Source organism: Paracoccus sp. (in: a-proteobacteria) (assembly GCF_047973135.1).
GTDB lineage: Bacteria > Pseudomonadota > Alphaproteobacteria > Rhodobacterales > Rhodobacteraceae > Paracoccus.
Window position 1 is genome coordinate 18,885 of record NZ_JBKEBL010000187.1, and the last position, 17,936, is coordinate 36,820.

General features: G+C 64.4%; 17 protein-coding genes. 4 read left to right on the forward strand and 13 right to left on the reverse strand.

Annotation, left to right across the window (positions count from 1 at the left end):
* Nucleotides 1–76 precede the first annotated feature (76 nt).
* The 4 genes from ACK5L9_RS14540 to ACK5L9_RS14555 form a co-directional block, all read right to left on the reverse strand.
* On the reverse strand, nucleotides 77–1,426 hold the full coding sequence (locus tag ACK5L9_RS14540) for a TRAP transporter large permease (protein ID WP_416912185.1): 1,350 nt from the start codon (nucleotides 1,424–1,426) through the stop codon (nucleotides 77–79).
* A gap of 15 nt (nucleotides 1,427–1,441) precedes the next feature.
* Nucleotides 1,442–1,990: a TRAP transporter small permease subunit gene (locus ACK5L9_RS14545; RefSeq protein WP_416912186.1), complete on the reverse strand. Its 549-nt coding sequence runs from the start codon at nucleotides 1,988–1,990 to the stop codon at nucleotides 1,442–1,444.
* Entirely contained in the window at nucleotides 1,978–3,048 is a 1,071-nt protein-coding gene (locus ACK5L9_RS14550) for a C4-dicarboxylate TRAP transporter substrate-binding protein (protein WP_416912187.1), read from the reverse strand. Before ACK5L9_RS14550 ends, ACK5L9_RS14545 begins: the two co-directional genes overlap by 13 nt.
* A 63-nt stretch (nucleotides 3,049–3,111) precedes the next feature.
* Nucleotides 3,112–4,326: an acetyl-CoA C-acetyltransferase gene (locus ACK5L9_RS14555; protein WP_416912188.1), complete on the reverse strand. Its 1,215-nt coding sequence runs from the start codon at nucleotides 4,324–4,326 to the stop codon at nucleotides 3,112–3,114.
* Nucleotides 4,327–4,545: 219 nt separating this feature from the next.
* Between ACK5L9_RS14555 and ACK5L9_RS14560 the strand changes: the two genes are divergently transcribed.
* The 3 genes from ACK5L9_RS14560 to ACK5L9_RS14570 are packed head-to-tail and all read left to right on the forward strand — an operon-like array spanning nucleotide 4,546 to nucleotide 6,433.
* Entirely contained in the window at nucleotides 4,546–5,289 is a 744-nt protein-coding gene (locus tag ACK5L9_RS14560) for an energy-coupling factor ABC transporter ATP-binding protein (RefSeq protein WP_416912189.1), read from the forward strand.
* Nucleotides 5,264–5,878 carry an energy-coupling factor transporter transmembrane component T family protein gene (locus tag ACK5L9_RS14565; protein WP_416912190.1) on the forward strand — a complete coding sequence of 205 codons (615 nt, stop codon included), beginning with the start codon at nucleotides 5,264–5,266 and terminating at the stop codon, nucleotides 5,876–5,878. The genes ACK5L9_RS14560 and ACK5L9_RS14565 overlap by 26 nt, the downstream gene beginning before the upstream one ends.
* Nucleotides 5,879–6,433 (forward strand): biotin transporter BioY, encoded by a 555-nt coding sequence (locus tag ACK5L9_RS14570; protein ID WP_416912191.1) that lies wholly within the window; start codon nucleotides 5,879–5,881, stop codon nucleotides 6,431–6,433. It begins immediately after the preceding gene.
* 92 nt (nucleotides 6,434–6,525) lie between these two features.
* Here the strand turns inward: ACK5L9_RS14570 and ACK5L9_RS14575 are convergent, their stop codons facing one another.
* From ACK5L9_RS14575 to ACK5L9_RS14615, 9 genes are read right to left on the reverse strand one after another with little or no spacing between them, the layout of a single operon-like run.
* Nucleotides 6,526–7,278 carry an SDR family NAD(P)-dependent oxidoreductase gene (locus tag ACK5L9_RS14575; RefSeq protein WP_416912192.1) on the reverse strand — a complete coding sequence of 251 codons (753 nt, stop codon included), beginning with the start codon at nucleotides 7,276–7,278 and terminating at the stop codon, nucleotides 6,526–6,528.
* An 11-nt stretch (nucleotides 7,279–7,289) separates the two neighbouring features.
* Nucleotides 7,290–7,571: an SDR family oxidoreductase gene (locus tag ACK5L9_RS14580; protein WP_416912193.1), complete on the reverse strand. Its 282-nt coding sequence runs from the start codon at nucleotides 7,569–7,571 to the stop codon at nucleotides 7,290–7,292.
* The gene (locus ACK5L9_RS14585) at nucleotides 7,568–9,055 is read right to left on the reverse strand and encodes an FGGY-family carbohydrate kinase (protein ID WP_416912194.1); all 1,488 of its coding nucleotides are present in this window, start codon (nucleotides 9,053–9,055) and stop codon (nucleotides 7,568–7,570) included. Before ACK5L9_RS14585 ends, ACK5L9_RS14580 begins: the two co-directional genes overlap by 4 nt.
* Nucleotides 9,056–9,082: 27 nt before the next feature.
* Complete coding sequence (locus ACK5L9_RS14590; protein WP_416912195.1) at nucleotides 9,083–10,327, reverse strand: alpha/beta fold hydrolase; 1,245 nt, start codon at nucleotides 10,325–10,327, stop codon at nucleotides 9,083–9,085.
* Nucleotides 10,324–11,304, reverse strand: a complete 981-nt coding sequence (locus tag ACK5L9_RS14595) for an alpha-ketoacid dehydrogenase subunit beta (RefSeq protein ID WP_416912196.1) — start codon at nucleotides 11,302–11,304, stop codon at nucleotides 10,324–10,326. Before ACK5L9_RS14595 ends, ACK5L9_RS14590 begins: the two co-directional genes overlap by 4 nt.
* A gap of 12 nt (nucleotides 11,305–11,316) precedes the next feature.
* The gene (locus tag ACK5L9_RS14600) at nucleotides 11,317–12,354 is read right to left on the reverse strand and encodes a thiamine pyrophosphate-dependent dehydrogenase E1 component subunit alpha (protein ID WP_416912197.1); all 1,038 of its coding nucleotides are present in this window, start codon (nucleotides 12,352–12,354) and stop codon (nucleotides 11,317–11,319) included.
* 8 nt (nucleotides 12,355–12,362) lie between these two features.
* Nucleotides 12,363–13,358 carry an ABC transporter permease gene (locus tag ACK5L9_RS14605; protein ID WP_416912198.1) on the reverse strand — a complete coding sequence of 332 codons (996 nt, stop codon included), beginning with the start codon at nucleotides 13,356–13,358 and terminating at the stop codon, nucleotides 12,363–12,365.
* The gene (locus ACK5L9_RS14610; protein WP_416912199.1) at nucleotides 13,355–14,860 is read right to left on the reverse strand and encodes a sugar ABC transporter ATP-binding protein; all 1,506 of its coding nucleotides are present in this window, start codon (nucleotides 14,858–14,860) and stop codon (nucleotides 13,355–13,357) included. Before ACK5L9_RS14610 ends, ACK5L9_RS14605 begins: the two co-directional genes overlap by 4 nt.
* Nucleotides 14,861–14,918: 58 nt before the next feature.
* On the reverse strand, nucleotides 14,919–15,857 hold the full coding sequence (locus ACK5L9_RS14615; RefSeq protein WP_416912200.1) for a sugar ABC transporter substrate-binding protein: 939 nt from the start codon (nucleotides 15,855–15,857) through the stop codon (nucleotides 14,919–14,921).
* Between the two features lie 161 nt (nucleotides 15,858–16,018).
* Here ACK5L9_RS14615 and ACK5L9_RS14620 point away from each other — a divergent pair, with 161 nt between their 5' ends.
* Entirely contained in the window at nucleotides 16,019–16,990 is a 972-nt protein-coding gene (locus ACK5L9_RS14620; RefSeq protein WP_416912201.1) for a sugar-binding transcriptional regulator, read from the forward strand.
* Nucleotides 16,991–17,936: the final 946 nt, after the last annotated feature.

The window sequence follows — 17,936 nt, forward strand, 5'->3', positions numbered from 1 at the left end:
GCGCCCCCGGCCACCGCGGGACGCAAATCTTCCCGCACCGCCGTCGCACCGGTATCTCGGGCAGGGCGCGACGTTGCTATCCAGAGGCGCTCAGCGGCAGCCACAGCGACAGGACCGGGAAAAACACCAGCAGGATCAGCACCACCAGATCAAGGACCAGAAAGCGCGTCACCCCCGAGAATATCTGCCCGACCCGCACATCCTTGCCGACCACCGATGACACCACGAACACGTTCAACCCCACGGGCGGCGTGATCAGCCCTATCTCCAGCAACTTGATCACCACGACACCGAACCAGATCAGGTTGAACCCCATCGATTCGATCACTGGCACGATGAAGGGCAGGGTCAGCAGCATGATGCCGATTGAATCGAGGAACATGCCAAGCGCCAGATACATCAGGATGATCGCCAACAGGACGACCCAGACCGGAAAGCCCGAATGCGTGACCCAATCGACGAATGCCTGCGTCACCCCCGTCAGCGAGATGAATGACACGAAAATCTTGGCACCCACGGCAATAAAGAACAGCGCGGCGCTTTGCTTGACCGTGTCCAGGATCGAATGGCGAAACTGTTCGAATGTCAGCCGGCGGGTGACGACGCCATAGACGATGACGAAGGCAAGGCAGATCGAGGCGGCTTCGGTCGCAGTGAATATGCCCCCATAGATGCCGCCCAGAATGATCGCGAACAGCAACATCGCGGGCCATGCCTGCAAACCCGCGCGAATCAGCGTTCCGAAGGATGCGGCGGGGGTTTCGTCGCGCGGTGCCTCTGAGGGGTTCAGCGTCACCCAGATGATCACCGTCAGCATGAACCCGGCCAGAGACAGAAGGCCCGGAATCACCCCGGCCAGGAAAAGCTGGCTGATCGAGGTTTCGGTGAACAGCCCATAGATGATGAACAGCACCGATGGCGGGATCAGCGATCCCAATGTCCCCCCCACGGCGACCGAAGATGTCGCCAGACGGTCGGAATATCCCAGGCGCTGCATCTGCGGCACGCAGATCTTGCCCATGGACGAGGCGCAGGCGACCGACGAGCCGGTGATCGCCGAAAAGCCTCCGCAGCCGATCAGCGAGGCAATGGCCAGCCCGCCCGGAACGCGGCGCAGCCAGGCGCGCGCGGCCTCGAATATGTCGGTGGTAATGCCGGTCCAATAGGCGATATGACCCGCCGCGATGAACAGCGGCACCATGCTGAGCTCGTAAGAGTGGATGAACTGAAAGGCATTGCTTTCGATCAGCCCAAGCGCCGGGCGCAGTCCCCGGAAAAAGTGGAACTCGCCGCCGGGACGCCAGGCATAGACCACCAGCGAACACAGCGTCGCGACAGAAGCCAGCGTAAAGCCGATGGGCACACGCAGGGCCAGAAGGAACAGGACCGCTCCGAATCCGAAGGTTCCGACGAGATATGGTTCCATGGTTTCGCTATCTTGTCAGCCGCCGACACGTGGGCCGGGCGACAGGGTGGACAGGAAAAGGCCAATCAGCCGGACCGAAAAGACCAGATAGGCGACGAAAAAGATCAGCCGTCCGGGCCATTCCGGCCAGCGCAGCAGCCCGAAATAGTAGTTCCCGGATTCGATCGCATCGATCAGCGAGAATGCCGCCGAATAGATGATCGGCAGCACCGCGATCATCGCCACGATCAGCGCAAGAATCGCCAGCCGCCGCCGGCCCGCCGCGCCCATCCAGTCGGTAAACACCTCGACCGCGATGAAACTACGATCCGCCGCGACCGAGGCCAGCGGCAAGGTCAGCACGGCCAGCATCAGATCGGCGACGATCACGCTTTCATCCGGCATCTTGCCCAGGGACAGGTTGCGCAGGACGATGCCCAGAACGACATAGACGCAGATCACGATCAGGCTGACCGCCGCCAGACCGTTCGCCAGCGTCTCGATCCGCGACAGGACCGCACCAAACGGACCAGAGCGCGGGTCGCGCTCTGGTCCGGCCTGTCCCCCGGCCCTTACCGGTTCCATGGATAGCCTTTTTCCTGAAGTTCGGCGTCATATTTGGCCACCAGCGTCTTGTACTGGTCAAAGATGGCCTTGCCGTCATAGCCCGCCGCCGAAACTTCGCCGATCCAGGCATCGACATATTTCTGCGACGCCTCGATCAGTTTCTGCCGTTCCTCGTCGGAAAGCTGGGTGATCGGAACCTTTTTGCCGATTTCGCCCGACATGATGCCCTGACGCACGCCCTCGGTTTCGTCGATCAGGCGATGGGCCATGTCCTCGGTCATCAGCCGCCCCGCCTCGCGCAGCGCCTGCTGGTCCTTTTCGGGCAAATCGCCAAAGATGTCGCGGTTGATGTCGATCGAGATCCCGGCATACTGGCCCCAGTTGATCTCGGTGATGTGGTCCAGCACCTCATAGATGCGATAGGCGCGGTTAGTGTAATAGAAGCCCACATTGCAGTCGATCAACCCTGTATCCAGATGCTGATAGACCTCGCTATAGGTCGAGGGCACGACCGTCGCGCCCAGATCGCCCATGACCTGCGCATAGATGCCGTTGGCGCGAATCTTGCGGCCCTTGAGGTCATCGACGGAATCGACCGCGTCGCCCTTGCATTCAAAGCTCAGCGGCCCGGTTTCCGCCGTACCCAGATAGACGATGTTCTGCGCCTCCATCATCTTCTGCATGTCGGCATTGGTGGTCATCAGCTCATAGACCGCGCTGGCCTCGACCCAGGGGTCCGACGAACCGGCGGCAAGGTCGGCGACCGCCAGACCCATCAGGCCCTTGGGTTCGTAAACCGCCACGCCCACACCGATATCGGTGGTGCCGACGCTGATGCCGCGCAGCATGGCGTCGAACTTCAGCAGAGCGCCGCCCCAGTGAAATTCGATCTTCACATCGCCGCCCGACAGTTCCTCGACCTGTTTGGCGAAATATTCCTGCGCCTCCGCGCGCGCGCCCCGGTTCGGGCTGCCATCGGCAAATCGCAGCACGGTTTCGGCCTGTGCGGACGCAGCCATGGCCCAGATGGTGGCCGAGACAAGCGCGGTGGTCGTGGTGATACGAGACAGTTTCATTGGTCCTCCCCTTACTTTCTGCATTCAAGCCTTGTCCGGCCCCTCAAGCCGGGCGGTACGCGCTCATTCCGCGCGTTCGAACACTGCGGCAAGGCCCTGCCCGCCGCCGATGCACATGGTTTCCAGCCCATAGCGAACCTGCCTGCGACGCATCTCGTGCAGCATGGTCGCCAGAATCCGTCCGCCGGTCGCGCCCACCGGATGCCCAAGCGAGATGCCCGAGCCGTTCACGTTCATCCGCGCGAAATCATCCTTGCCGAATTTCCATTCGCGCGTGCAGGCCAGTGCCTGCGCCGCGAAAGCCTCGTTCAGTTCGATCAGGTCAATATCGGCCAGCGACATTTCCAGCCGCCGCAGCATCCGGGCCACGGCGGGAACCGGGCCGATGCCCATGATGTTCGGCGCGGTGCCGGCGACGGCCCAACCCGTCAGCCTTCCGAAAATCCGCCAACCCTTCTGCGTGGCAATGTCGCGCGTGGTCACGATGCAGGCCGAGGCTCCGTCATTCTGGCCGCTGGCATTGCCCGCCGTGACAGTCGCCTGCGGATCCTGACGACCAAGGATCGGACGCAGCGCGGACAAGGATTCAGCGGTGGTGCCGGGGCGCGGATGCTCGTCGCGGGCAATGATGGTTTCGTTCCCCTTGCGGTCGGTCAGGCTGACCGGAATGATCTCATGGTCAAACAGCCCACCTTCCTGAGCGGCAATCGCGCGGCGATGCGATTCGGCGGCAAATTCGTCCTGTTCCGCGCGCGGGATCGCGTAATCGCGGCGCAGGTTTTCCGCGGTTTCCAGCATGCCGCCCGGCACTGGATAGTTGACGCCTCCCGCCGTCACCCGGCCACGGGCCAGCGCGTCGTCAAAACCCATGCTCTGCCCGCTGACACCCCAGCGATGGGCGGTCGAATAGAAAGGCGCATTGCTCATGCTTTCTGCACCGCCCGCGATGACCACATCGCTGGCACCCGTGGACACCTGCATCACCGCGTTGATCACCGCCTGCAACCCCGAGCCGCAGCGCCGGTCGATCTGCATGCCGCCGGTCTCGCAGGACAGCCCTGCATCCAGCGCCACCACCCGCCCCAACGCCGGCGCGTCCATCGACGGATAGCATTGCGCGAAAATCACATCATCGACCGCGTCAGCCGCGATCCCGGCCCGCGCGATCAGCCCCTGCAACAGCGCTGCACCCAGCCCATGCGCGGACATGGCCCTGAACTGACCGCCATAGCGCCCCACCGGCGTACGAACCGGTTCGCAAATGACAACATCCCGCATATCCCCTCCCTTGAGTCGCAACTGGTGCGGCCTCGTGAATCAAGATTAGATCGTATGCGAATTATTCTCAAGATGAAAAATTCGCGTGCTAATGACAGGCCGGGGCGTCACGCCGGCTAACATTTACCATGCGTCAAGACGCTTTACTTTCGCCACCGATCCGTGGTTCTGCCCACCTGCCGGAAAGAAAACCACGATCAGGGGGCAATGGACCAGCATATGACAACCGTGACAGATCCTGCCGGCACGCGGTTGCTGCTGTCCGGGGTCAGTCTGATTCGCGATGGCAAGCCAGTACTGAGCGGTCTGGATCTGGACAGGCGGGTGACGCGGCTGGGGATCGTCGGGCGCAACGGATCGGGAAAGTCCACGCTGGCGAGGCTTCTGGCCGGGCTGGTCGCGCCGAGTGGCGGCGAATTGCGTCTGGACGGCATCGACCCGGCCCGCGACCGCAAGGCGGCGCTGCAAAAGGTCGGGATCATCTTCCAGAATCCTGACCACCAGCTGATCTTTCCGACCGTCATCGAGGAAATCGCCTTTGGCCTGACACAGCAGGGGCAATCCAGAACCCGCGCCAACGACAATGCCCGCAAGGTGCTGGCCCGGTTCGGCAAGCCGCACTGGCACGACGCCTATGTCAACGCGCTGTCACAGGGCCAAAAACATCTGGTTTGCCTGATGTCCATCGTCGCCATGGCCCCCGGCTTGCTGATCCTCGACGAACCTTTCGCGGGGCTGGACATTCCGACCAAGGCACAGTTGCGCCGCCATCTGGAACTTTTCCGGGGCGCGCTGATCCATATCACCCATGATCCTGCGGATCTTGCCGGATATGATCAGGTGCTGTGGCTGGATCAGGGAAAAATCCGCGATTGCGGCCCGGCCGCGCAGGTGCTGACCGATTTCGTCGCCTGCATGCACAGAATCGGAGAGGGCAATGATCTCGCTGACCTCGCCGGTTAGAACCCGTGCCCATGACTGGCCCGCAGGGGCCAAGCTGGCCGCGCTGTGCCTTTCGACAGCCGGGCTGATGACGCTTGAAAGCCCGGCGGCCCAGCTTGCCGCGATGGCGGCAACGCTGATTCTCTATGCGCTGCCCGGACGGGTATTCCTGATTTCAGGGCTGCAAAAGCTGCGCCCGCTCTGGCCGTTTCTGTTGATCGTCGGGCTGTGGCACGTGATCGAGGGCAGCCACCGGCAGGGTGCGGCTATCGTATTGCGGATGATGACCGCCGTGGCGCTGGCCAATCTTGTCACCATGACCACGCGCCTGTCGGACATGGCCGATGTCGTCGCATGGCTGGCAACGCCGCTGCGGCGGATCGGCCTGCCCACGCGGGCACTGGAAATCGCCGTGGCAATGGCGATGCGGATGACCCCGGTATTGCTGGCCAAGGCGCAATCCCTGTCGCAGGCATGGCGGGCAAGGTCGCGCCGCAGGCCCGGCTGGCGCATCGTTCTGCCCTTTACCCTGCTGGTTCTGGACGATGCGGAAAATCTCTCGGACGCGCTGCGTGCACGAGGGGGAATTATCACAACCAAGGAAAACTAGATGGAAAGATCCGTCGTACTTATCGCCCTTTTCGCCGCCATGATCGCGGTACTTGGGCTTGTTCCGCCAATCACACTGGGCTTCGGTGTCCCGATCACCGCGCAAAGTCTGGGGGTGATGCTGTGCGGCACGATCCTTGGCGCGAAACGCGGCGCGCTGGCGGTACTGCTGTTCCAGCTTCTGATCGCGATGGGCCTGCCGCTTCTGTCCGGAGGGCGCGGCGGCCTGGGTATCATCGTTTCGCCCACGGGCGGATTTTTTCTTGGCTGGCTGCCCGCCGCTTTCGTCACCGGCCTGATCGTCGAAAGGCTGCGTATCGGCTCGTTGGCGGTTGTGGCGGCGATTGCCTCGATCATCGGCGGGATCGTCGTGCTTTACGCCTGCGGCATCATCGGTATGTCGCTGACCCTGTCGAAATCCCTGGCCGAAGCCACCGCGCTGGTCCTGGCCTTCATTCCGGGCGATGCCGTCAAGGCGGTGATTGCCGGTCTGCTGACCTCGGCGCTGGCAAAGGCCCGTCCCTCGGTCGTCCTGTCGCGATCAGCGGCGAAATGACCTGAACGCCAATACCCCCCGGCCCGTCGCATGCGAAGGACCGGGGGAACGACGGCCCGGCAGGCCAAAACCGGCGGGCCAAAACCACCGCATCACGAAAACACGATCCCGCCATCTACGTTCAGCGTCTGTCCCGTCACAAAGGCCGCATCGTCCGACGCCAGAAACGCGACCGGGCCAACCACATCCTCGGGCGTGCCGATCCGGTCCATGGCGGTGATCGATTTCCATGCGTCGCGCACGTCAGGGTTCTCCAGATTGACGCGGCCCATCTCGGTCAGGATGATGCCGGGGCAGACGCAGTTGACGGTGATGCCCAGAGGGCCGACCTCTTGCGCCAGCACCCGCGAAAAGCCCATGACCGCCGCCTTCGACGCCGAATAATGCGCCTGTTCGGGCGCGCCATGCTTGCCCCCGATCGACGCGATATTGACGATCCGGCCATAACGCCGCGCCTTCATCGCTGGCAGAAACGCCTGAATGACCATGAAAGAGCCCTTGGCGTTCACATCCATGACGCTGTCCCAGACCGATTCGGGCAGGCCATCGACCGCGCCCGCGATCAGAATGCCGGCGTTGTTGACCAGAACATCAAGGTGCCCGAACCCGGCCAGCACGGTCTGCGCCATCGCTTCGACCGCAGCCTTGCCGGACACATCGCAGGTCGCGACGATCACGCGGCGCCCCATCGCCTCGATCCGGGCGGCGACGGCCTGCAACCCGGACGACTGACGGTCGATGTCATTCAGCGCCAGATCATAACCGCGTTCTGCCAGACCAAGGGCAATGGCGGCACCGATGCCACGGCTGGCACCTGTCACGAGGGCGGTTCTTGCCTGATTCATGGGGTTTCCTTTCACATTGCGTAATAGCCACCATCGACGGTCAGGACCGTCCCGGTGATGAAGCTTGCAGCATCCGAGGCCAGATCCGCGCAGGCCGCCGGATCGGTGACATCAAGCCTTTCGAACCGCCCCCCCAGACGCGCTGCGGCACCCTCGCCCGCCACCTCGTCCAGATCGGCAATCACCACCGTCGCCCCCGCGTGGACAAGGGTTTCGCAGATGGCCAGCCCGATCCCCTTGGCCCCGCCCGTCACCAGCGCAAGCCGCCCCTGAACCCGGAAACGCCCGCTCATCCCAGCACCTTGCGCAAGGCGGGGTACAGGGAGGCATAGCGGGGATAAATCTCGTCATAGCAGGCAACATTCGCAGGGCGCGGTTCGATCAGCCTGCCGGGCCGGACCATGACCGCGATGCCTTCGTCGATTGACCCGAACCGGCCCGTTCCCACCCCCGCCAGCACCGCCGAGCCGGTCGAAGGCGCATCGGGCGAGGCCGGAACGCGGACCGGCAGCCCCGATGTGTCGGCATGGATCTGCAACCACAGATCAGATGCCGTCGCCCCGCCGCCAACGGTCATTTCCTGCCCGGCATATCCCGCATCGCGGAATGCCTGCAAAATGGCGCGGGTACCAAAGCCGATGCCCTCCATGATGGCGCGGAAGATGTGATGCGGTTCGTGGGCAAGGGTCAGCCCGACAATGGCCCCGCGCGACAGCGGGTCGGTATGGGGGGTACGATTGCCCTGGAAATGGTCCTGAACGATCAGTCCCTCGGCTCCGGGCGGCAGATCGGCGGCCAGCCGGTTCAGCCTCTGGTAATCCAGCGGCCCGCCGGTCAGCCGCGACAGCCAGTTGATGATCGAGCCGGTCGATGTCTGCCCCCCCTCGACGATATAACGGCCCGGATAGACGATATCGGCGTAAGAGCCCCAGACGCCGGGCGCGTGCATGGGGGCCTCGGTCACGCCGAATTGCAGATGCGAGGATCCGGTGATCATCGCCAGTTGCCCCGGCTTGTGAACCCCCAGTCCGATCATCCCGATCAGCGCATCGGCGCCGCCCTGCACCACCCTGACGCTGCGGGACAGGCCCAGTTCCGAGGCGGCCGAAGCGGTCAGGGTACCGATTACCTGGCCCGGCGGGACGACGCGGGCAGGCCATTTCGCCTCAAGATCCTCAAGCCCCAGTTCGTGCAGAAGGCCGCGCGCCCAACCGCCCTCGCGGCTGCGGTAATGCCAGCGCAGCCCGGCATTATCCAGACTGGCTGCCCATTCGCCGGTCAGCCGGAAGGTCAGGTAATCCTGATATTCGCAGATGCGATGCGCGCGGTCATAGATGGCCGGCTCTTGCCGCTTCAGCCACAGCGATTTGGGAATCATCCATTCGGCAGAAACCGGCCCCCGCCCCGCCCCGTTCAGTGCCAGCGCCGCATCGCCCGTCGCCAGAACGGCGTCCGCCTCGGCATGGGCGCGCACATCCATCCACATGATCGCGGGCCGAAGGGCATCGCCGTCTTTATCCAGCGCAACGACCGTGCAGCAGGTGGTCGCATAGGCGATCGCCCCGATCTGCGCGGGATCAACCCCGGCATCGGCGATGGCCCCCCTGGAGGCGACGACGAAATTGCGCCACCAGTCGGCGGGATCCTGTTCGGCCCGGCCCGGCGTGAAATGCGTTGCATAGGGGACCGCGCAGGTGCCCAAGCACTGCCCCTCGACGTCATAGACCCGCGCACGCAGGCTTTCGGTTCCACCATCCGCCGTCAGAAAATAGCTCATCACATCCCCTTTCCCCTTCGGGTGGCGTTACATTGCCCCGGTCCCGGTGATCGCCCGCGCGACAATCGCCTCGACCCGCTCAGGATCATCCCAATGCGGCATGTGCCCGGCTTCGGGGAAATGATGCACGGCAATCAGGGGCGACAGGGTCAGGGCGTCGCGCCAGTCGATGATCCGGTCCCGGTGCCCGACGATGATACACACCGGGATCTGCCGGGCCAGCTCTGCCAGTTGCGGCACCACATCGACCGACTGCCCACGCCCCGCCCCGTCGCCGGGGGCAATCGCCTCGGCCAGCGCGCGCAGGCGTCCGCGCGACAGATCGGCATGGATCGCCGCAACCATCTGATCCGAAAAACTGGCAGCGCGCGGAGACAGGCGACGCAGCAGATGCGCCGTCATCCCGGCGCTGTCAGCCCGCGCCATTCCGTGCAGGAACCCGGCATCGATGGACAGGCCCAGCCCGGCAGGCGCGATCAGCGTCAGCGAGGCCACACCGCCCCGCCCTGCCGCCATGACCGCAACCGCCGCCCCAATCGAGTGACCCACCAGATGGACGGGGCGCGCAGGCGACAGTTCAGGCTGCAACCCGGCGACCAGCGCATTGAAATCCCGTGCCTCGGCCGTGGTCTGGCCATGGGCGGGCAGATCAATGGCGCGGGCGCGGAAACCGGCCCGGCCCAACCCCCGGCCAAGTTGCTGAAATGTCGTCCGGTCGCCCGCAAAGCCATGGATCATGAGGATCGGCGCGCCGCCCTCGGGCCCCCAGCTTTCGCCCGCCAGACCACCCTGCCGGTGTCGCTGCACATCCGCCAGCTCGATCCGCCCGCGCCGCCCGCTGCCCTTGACCTGCGCCAGATCGACCCCCGCCTGTCGCGCCGCACGGCGGGCCAGAGGGGTCGCGCGCAGGGACGGCGCATCGGGGGAACGCGGGCTGGCGGCGGGTTCGGGTTCTGGTGCCGGTTCGGGTTCAGGCACGGCAACCGGCAGGGTAGCAACGTCGTCGTCACCGCTGACCCAATCACCGGCCCCTTGCAGGTCGATCCTTGCGATGGGCTGGCCGACCTGCACAAGATCGCCGGGCTGAACCAGCGTTTCGGCCAGCAGACCCGGCCCGAGCGCGGGGTATTCCACGGCGGTCTTGTCGGTCTCGAACTCGATCAGCGCATCGCCGCGCGTAAATGCCTGCCCCGTCTCGACCAGCCAGCGAGCAACGGTCCCTTCTTCCATGGTCTCGCCCAGCCGGGGCATGGTCAGGGTCACGACGCTCATGCCGGGGCCCTTTCGGACAGGATGCGTTCGGCAATCTCTTGCACAAGCTCCGCCGTGGGGACCGAGTTGGTCTCCAACTGAACGGATACCGAAATGGGGATGTCCTCGCCCGCGACCCGGATCACAGGTTCGGCCAGAAAATCGAAACATTCCTCGTGGATGCGGGCCGACAATTCGGCGGCGACGCCGCAGGTCATCACGCCTTCGGACAGGACCATGACCCGCCCGGCCCGCTCGACATGTTCACGCACCGTATCGAAATCCAGCGGGTTCAGCGTGCGCAGGTCGATCACCGTTGTCTCGATCCCCCTTTCCGCAAGCCCCGAGGCGGCCTTCAGCGCGTTATGGACCTGCCGGGAATAGGTCACGATGACCAGATCGTCCCCGCAGCGCCGCACCGCGGCCTTGCCCCATTCCGGCGCGGAGGCGGTCAGATCGACATCCTCTTTCAGCGTATACAGCGCCTTGTGTTCGATAAAGACCACCGGATCGGGCTGGCGCAGCGCGTCGCGCAGCAGATGATAGGCATCGGCCACGGTGGCGGGCATGGCCAGGCGCAGCCCCGGCGTGTGCATGACATAAGCCTCAAGCGACTGGCTGTGCTGCGCGCCGGCCGAACGGCCAGTACCGCCCTGCGTGCGCAGGACCATGGGCACGCCAGTCTGTCCGCCGAACATATAACGGATCTTGGCCGCCTGATTGCCAAGCTGATCCATGGTCATGCCGATGAAATCGACATACATCAGTTCAGCCACCGGGCGCAGGCCCGACATCGCCGCCCCGACCGCCGCCCCGACGATCGCCGGTTCGGAAATCGGTGTATCCAGCAGGCGGTCCGCGCCAAATTCCTCGTACAGCCCCTTGGTCACACCATAGGCCCCACCATAGCGCCCGACCTCTTCGCCGATGACGAAAACGCTGTCATCGGCAGTCATCGCATCCCGCAGCGCCTGTTTCAGCGCGTCCCTGTAAGTCATCTGCACCACGGTTCACACCCTCGCCAGAATACGGTCGATCCGCGCGCGGACCGGTTCGGGTTCGGCCTGATCGGGGCCATAGACATCACGGAACATCGATGCCAGCAGAGGCTCGGGCGATGCGGTGGCAAAGTCGATGCTGGCATCCATCTCGATCGCGATTTCAGCGTCGATCCTGTCCAGATCCCCGGCCGGATGCCCGGCGCGGATCAGCGCCTCGCGCGCGTGAAGGACGGGATCCCTTGCGCGCCCCTCGGCTTCGTCGGCTGCACTGCGATAGGGGCTTTTGTCCATCCGGGCATGGCCGAAAAAGCGATAGCATTCGACCGCCAGAAACCCCGGCTGCCCGCCACGCGCCGCATCCAGCATTCCGGCCGCCGCCGCCCGCACGTCGCGCACATCCAGACCGTCCACGGTCATCCCCTTCAGCCCCAGCGCCTGCGCGCGCAGATGCAGGTCTCGGCCCTTTGTGGCCTGTTCGATCCGGGTGCCCATGCCGTACTGGTTGTTGATGCAGACGAACAGCACCGGCAAATCCCACAACGCGGCCATGTTCATGCTTTCATAAAGAATGCCCTGTTGCATCGCCCCGTCGCCGAAAAAGGCGACCGAGATGGCGTTCCTGCCCTGGCGCCGCAGGGCCAGCCCGGCCCCGACCACGGCGGGAATGCCGCCGCCGACGATGGCATTCGCGCCCAGATGCCCCAACCCCATATCGGCGATGTGCATCGAGCCACCCTTGCCCCGGCAATACCCCCCCTCTTTGCCGCCGATTTCCGCCATCATCCGGTTCGGGTCGGCCCCGCGCGCCAGAAAGATGCCGTGGCCCCGGTGATGGGTGGTGAATGTGTCGCCCTGCCGCATCAGGCTGGCCACGCCGACCGCAGCGCTTTCCTCGCCGATGGACAGATGCAGCATTGATCCCGCCGATTGCCCGCGCACGAACAGCTCGCCCACGCGTTCCTCGAATGTGCGCACCCGCCGCATCTGGCGGTACAGCGCGGGAAGATCGCTGTTCGATTCAGCGCCGGTCGTCGCTTGCCTTGTCATTCCATGCCTCAGAGAAGGTTCAGTTTAGTGGTGCGCGATACAATGGCGACCGCGACAAGGATGATCACGCCCTTCACGATGTTCTGGATATAAGTGTCCATCCCGATCAGGTTCAGGCCGTTATTGATCACCCCGATGAACAGCGCGCCGCTGAAGGTGCCAAGCACCGTCGCTGTGCCGGGGCGGAACATGGTCATGCCGATGAACACCGTGGCCAGCCCGTCCAGCAGGTAACGCTCGCCCACATTCGGCTGGCCCGATCCCAGCCGCGCCGCCAGCAGCGCCCCCGCGATCACCGCAAAGACCGACACCGTGATCAGCGCCGCCATGCGATAAAAGGTGATGCGCACGCCCGACAGCTCGGCCGCCTTCTGGTTGCCGCCCACCGCATAGACATAGCGACCGAACACGGTCCGCTCCATCACGAACCAGGCGATGGCGACGGCGGCCAGCATGAAATAGGCGAGGTTGGGGATGCCCAGAAACCGGCCCTGACCAAGCGCCAGATAGGCATCGGGCAGCCCGCCATAAATCGCGCGCCCGCCCGTCATCAGAAAGTTGATGCCAAACAGGATCGACCCGGTGGCCAGCGTGGCGATCAGCGAGGGAATGCCGATCCGCGTCACCAGCAGACCATTGACCAGCCCGACCACAACCCCGGCCGCCACGCCCGCCAGCAAGGCGGGCAGCAGCGGCCAGCCTCCGGTCAGAAGAACCGGCACCAGAATGCCCGCCAGCCCCACGGTATAGCCGACCGACAGGTCGATCTCTTTCGCGGCAAAACCGAAGGTCAGCCCCGAGCCAACGATGGTCAGGATGGCAATCTGCTGCAGGATATTGGTCAGGTTGAACGGCGTCAGGAACCGGTCCACGAACAGCGAAAAACCCAGAAACATCAGAATCAGGACGCCAAGCGTCGAATAGCGCTGCAACCAGTCGGAACGCAGTTTCCCCGCGCTGCGAGGGGTACCGCCGCCTGCTGCGGCAGAGGGGTTCGTGCTCATGCAGCTTCTCCTGACATGGCGGTGATGAAACGGCTTTCGGAAAATTCCGGGGCCGGGATGTCGGGTTGCGGCAGGCCGTGGACAAAGGGCACGGCGCGGTTGCACACCTGCGCGATCTCGCCCAGATCGGACGAGGCGATCAGGATCGCCGCGCCGTCGGCCGCCAGCCTGCGCATATGGGCATGGATTTCGGTCTTGGCGCCGATATCGACGCCCTCGGTCGGTTCGATGAAGATCAGCACGCGATAGCGATCTCCCGCGCCATACAGCCATTTGCCGATAGAGACCTTTTGCTTGTTGCCGCCCGACAGGTTGCGGATCAACTGATCGCGCGTGGGGGTCTTGACGTTCAGAAGGGCAATCACCCGGTCGGCTTCGGCATTTTCGCGGCTGCGGCTCAGCACCCCGGCGCTGGCGGCATGGTCGGGATGAACCATGGACAGGTTCTCGACCACCGAAGAATCGCCGGCCAGCGCGTTTTCCATCCGGTGATCAGGTACCAGGGCGACGCCCGCGCGCTGCATGGCCCGCACGCCCTTGCCGGTGATGGCCTGCCCCGCGACGCACACCCCGCCCGAGACCACCCCCTCGCGCGTATAGACCGAGCGCGCAAAACCGAAATGCCCCGCCCCGGTCAGCCCGATCAGCCCCACGATCTCGCCCGCGCGCAGGGCAAATTGCGGCACATGGATATTGCCGACGCGCCAGTCGCGGACCGCCAGAACCTCGGGTCCGAACGGTGTCGGCGCGGCTCTGGGCTGCGCCTGCCCGATCCCGGCATCGCGGCGCAGCATCAGATCGGTCAGCAGCGCCTCGGATGCATCGGCCCGCGCAAGGGTTCCGACCTCGCGGCCATCGCGCAGGACGGTGATCCGGTCGGACAGTTCGACCACCTCGGACAGGAAATGCGAAATCAGCACGACGCCCACGCCCTGCGCGGGCAGGCTGCGGATGATCCGCCACAATTGCCGCTTTTCGCGCGCCTCAAGCGTGGCGGTGGGTTCGTCCAAGATCAGCAGGCGGATCTGGCCGCGCAAGGCCCGGACGATCTCGATCACCTTGCGTTCGGCCATGGGCAGGTCGGCCACCGGACGATCCAGCGGCAGATCGACCTCGGGGAACCAGCGTTCGACAAGCTGCCGCGCCCTTTGCCGCAGCGCGCGCCGGTTGACCACCCCGAACCCCAGCCGGGGTTCGTCGCCCAGCATGATATTCCCGGCACCGGTCAGCGCGGGAACAAGCGAACCCTCCTGGCTGACATGCGCGATACCGTGCCCCAGCGCCTCGCGCGGCGAGCCCAGATGGATCCGCCGCCCCCCGGCGGTGATTGTTCCGCGGGTCGGCTGCAAGGAACCGCCAAGGATGTTCACGAAGGTGCTTTTCCCGGCCCCGTTCTCGCCGACCAGGCCATGCACCTCGTCAAAGCGGAAATCGGCGGTCACATCGTCAAGCGCCAGCGTGCCGGGAAATTCCATCGTGATCTTTGAAAGCAGCACGGTCATGCGTGCCCCCTGCCATGAATGGGAATGCGCGGGCGACGCAGCGCCCGCGAACCACGTCTTACATGAATTCCTGGCAGTTCTGCCGGGTCACAAGCGGAGCGTCCATGTAGACAATGTTCGACGGAATGACCTCGTCACGGGCCTTTCCCTCTTCGACAATGGATTTGATCCATTCGCCAACCTGCGCGCCCATCCCCTCGAATGGCTGGCTGACGGTCGCGATCATCATGCTGTCGGACTTGCAGACCTCGGCGACGGCCTGCGGATGCCCATCGATGCCGATGACCTTGACGTCCTTCAGCCCCGCCGCATTCAGCACGTTGATCGCCGCCTGCGCGGGTTCATCCCAGGGCGCCCAGACAGCATCGATCTGATCGCCAAAGCGGGCGACGTAATCCTGCATCGACGACGTGGTGTCCTCGAAAAACGCGGTGTAGTCGATATTATGTTCGGCCAGAACCTTGACGTCGCCATATTCCTTCAGCACGATTTCCATCACGTCGCCGCGTTTGCGGGTGCCGTGATGTTCGGCCATGCGCAGAAAGATCAGATTGCCCTGCCCGCCCAACTGGTCCAGCAGATAGGGCGACACATCCGCCGACATGGCCCAGTTATTCGTGGTGATATCGACCATCACCCCGTCCACATAGCCGCTGTCCACCGAAAAGATCGGAACGCCCGCCTGCAAGGCGACGTCGATCGCGGCCCTTGAGGCGCGCAGATCCGACATGGTAATGATGATGGCGTCCACCCCGCGCGATGCAGCATCCTGAATATTGGTCGCCGTCCTTTCGCCCGAACCGCCGGAATCGAGGAAGCTGACATTCCAGTCCGCACCCTGCGACGCCAGCCATTCCTCGAACCCCGCCTTGACGCGCTGTTCCGATTGCGCGGCCGCGTTTGAATGCACCCAGGCGATCTCCGTCGCCTGAACGGCCGAACCTGCGGCCACCATGAATCCGGCGGCCAGCAAGGCCGCGACATGCCGATGTTTCATAAATTCCTCCCGTCTGGACACGGAGGCCGCATCAATGCCCGCCCTCCGCCGCTTAACTATCAGCCTGATTCGTTACATTTGTCAATGTTTGTGACATTTGTAATAATCGTCCGGCGGTTTGCCTGTCGCCTGCGGCCCGGCAATGCGTGTAAAGGAGGGGCATGATGGATTCGGGCGAAACACAACTGATGAGCCGCGCAGCCTGGCTGTACTATCTTGGCGGCATGAATCAGGAGGAAACCGCCGCGCGGCTGGGAACGACGCGGGCGCGTGTCAACAAACTGCTGCAACAGGCGCGCGAAGCGGGGATCGTGTCGATCACCATTGACACGCGCGCAAACGGCATGTTGCAACTTGAGGATCGGATCACCGCCGAGTTCGGGCTGGAACGCTGTATTTGCAGCCCTGCCTTGGGGCTGAGCCAAGAGGTTACGACAAGCCCCGCCCTTGCCGAATTTCCCCGCCGCGCCGTGGGATCGGTCGCCGCACGGTTGTTGCGCGAAGTACTGGCCGACAAACCCGGCAGTCTGGTCGGAACGGGCTGGGGGCGAACCTTGGACCAGATCACGCGCCAGATCGCCGGGCTGGCCGCACCCCGCGCGCGCTTTGTCAGCCTGATGGGATCGCTGACCGCGAACAGCGCCTTCAACCCGTTCGAAGTGGTACAAGCCCTTGCCCACGCGACCGGGGCCGAGGGGTATTTTCTGCCCGTCCCCTTCATCGTGGACAAGGCCGAGGACCGCGAGGTTCTGATGTCGCAACGTTCGGTCCGGGATGTGCTGCACATGGCACGCAATCCCGACATCGCCTTTATCTCGGTCGGAGAACTGACGGAATCCTCGCTGCTGCGGCAGTCGGGAATGATCAGTGAGGCAGAACTGAATTCGCTGCGCCGTGCCGGGGCGGTGGGCGACACGAATGGCATTTTCTTCGACAGGGACGGCGCGCCCGTCGATCACGACCTGAACCAGCGGACGCTTGCGGTCGGGTTTGGGGATCTGGCGCGCAGCCACACAGTGCTGCTGTCCGGCGGCACCGAGAAATGTGCCGCCACACGCGCCCTGCTGCGCAGCGGGATCGTGCGCACACTGATCATCGACGGGGATGCCGCCGAAGCCCTGACCGGCAGGTGACACCCGCAATCCGCCTGGACGGCCGACATCTCGCAGAGGGCCGTCTCGGTGGACGGATCTCATCTGCACCTCAGCCCCGCTGGCCGGGCGGCAGCGACGGGGCAGGCCCTGCCCGGTCTGGTGCTTGCACGCCAAGCAACGCATTCCAGACAGCCGACAGGCAAGTCCGACCCGAAAGCAAGGGGGGCAGCCTGCAACACCAACGCCCTCTGTGGGCTGTCGCGCAACACCCGCGCGCGTTGCTTTCGCCATATGCGCAACAGAGGCTCGGGCGGCGCGGCAAAGCCCGGCAAATGGGGCATTCTGGCGCTGCACAGGACTCTGGCCGGGGCGGCATCGGATGGGCACGCAGGTCGTTCACCACTGTCATGCATTGCGGGGAAGCTGTGGCGTGACGTCACCGCCGGATGATTTGCGTCCCGCGATGGCCGGGGGGGCTGTGCGCCCCCCGGACCCCCTGCAAAAGCCTGCGGCGAACCCTTTGTCCTTTCGGCGGGCGCTGCCGCCATCCAGGCCATGCAGTTCAAGCGGCGGGTTGCGACCGTGATCCTGCGCGGGGTACCTTTCCGGCCTCACTATCCACACCCTGACCGCGCGCGAAGCGCGCCTCAGGCCGGGCGGCAGCGCGCGGGCCGGGCTTTGCCCGGCCCGCCCCCCCTTTCCGGCAAGTCAGCGCCTGCCCGGTCCGGTGCCTGCTATAGCCTGACGACCTCACCATGAGTCAGTTTTCCCAGAGTTCCCATAGTTGTGGGATTTTTAATCGTCGCCTGCATCGGGTTTGAAGCGCTCTCAGACCCGCCTTGAATGGCGAAACCATTGAACGACCACTGATTTTTCTTCGTTTTTTTGGGAGGCCCGCTGTTTGACAGCCCACAATCCGGTTGAGACTGCCCAATAAAGCGCGATGGCCATGACCATGATCAGGCGGTTCAGTTTGCCGGGAGAA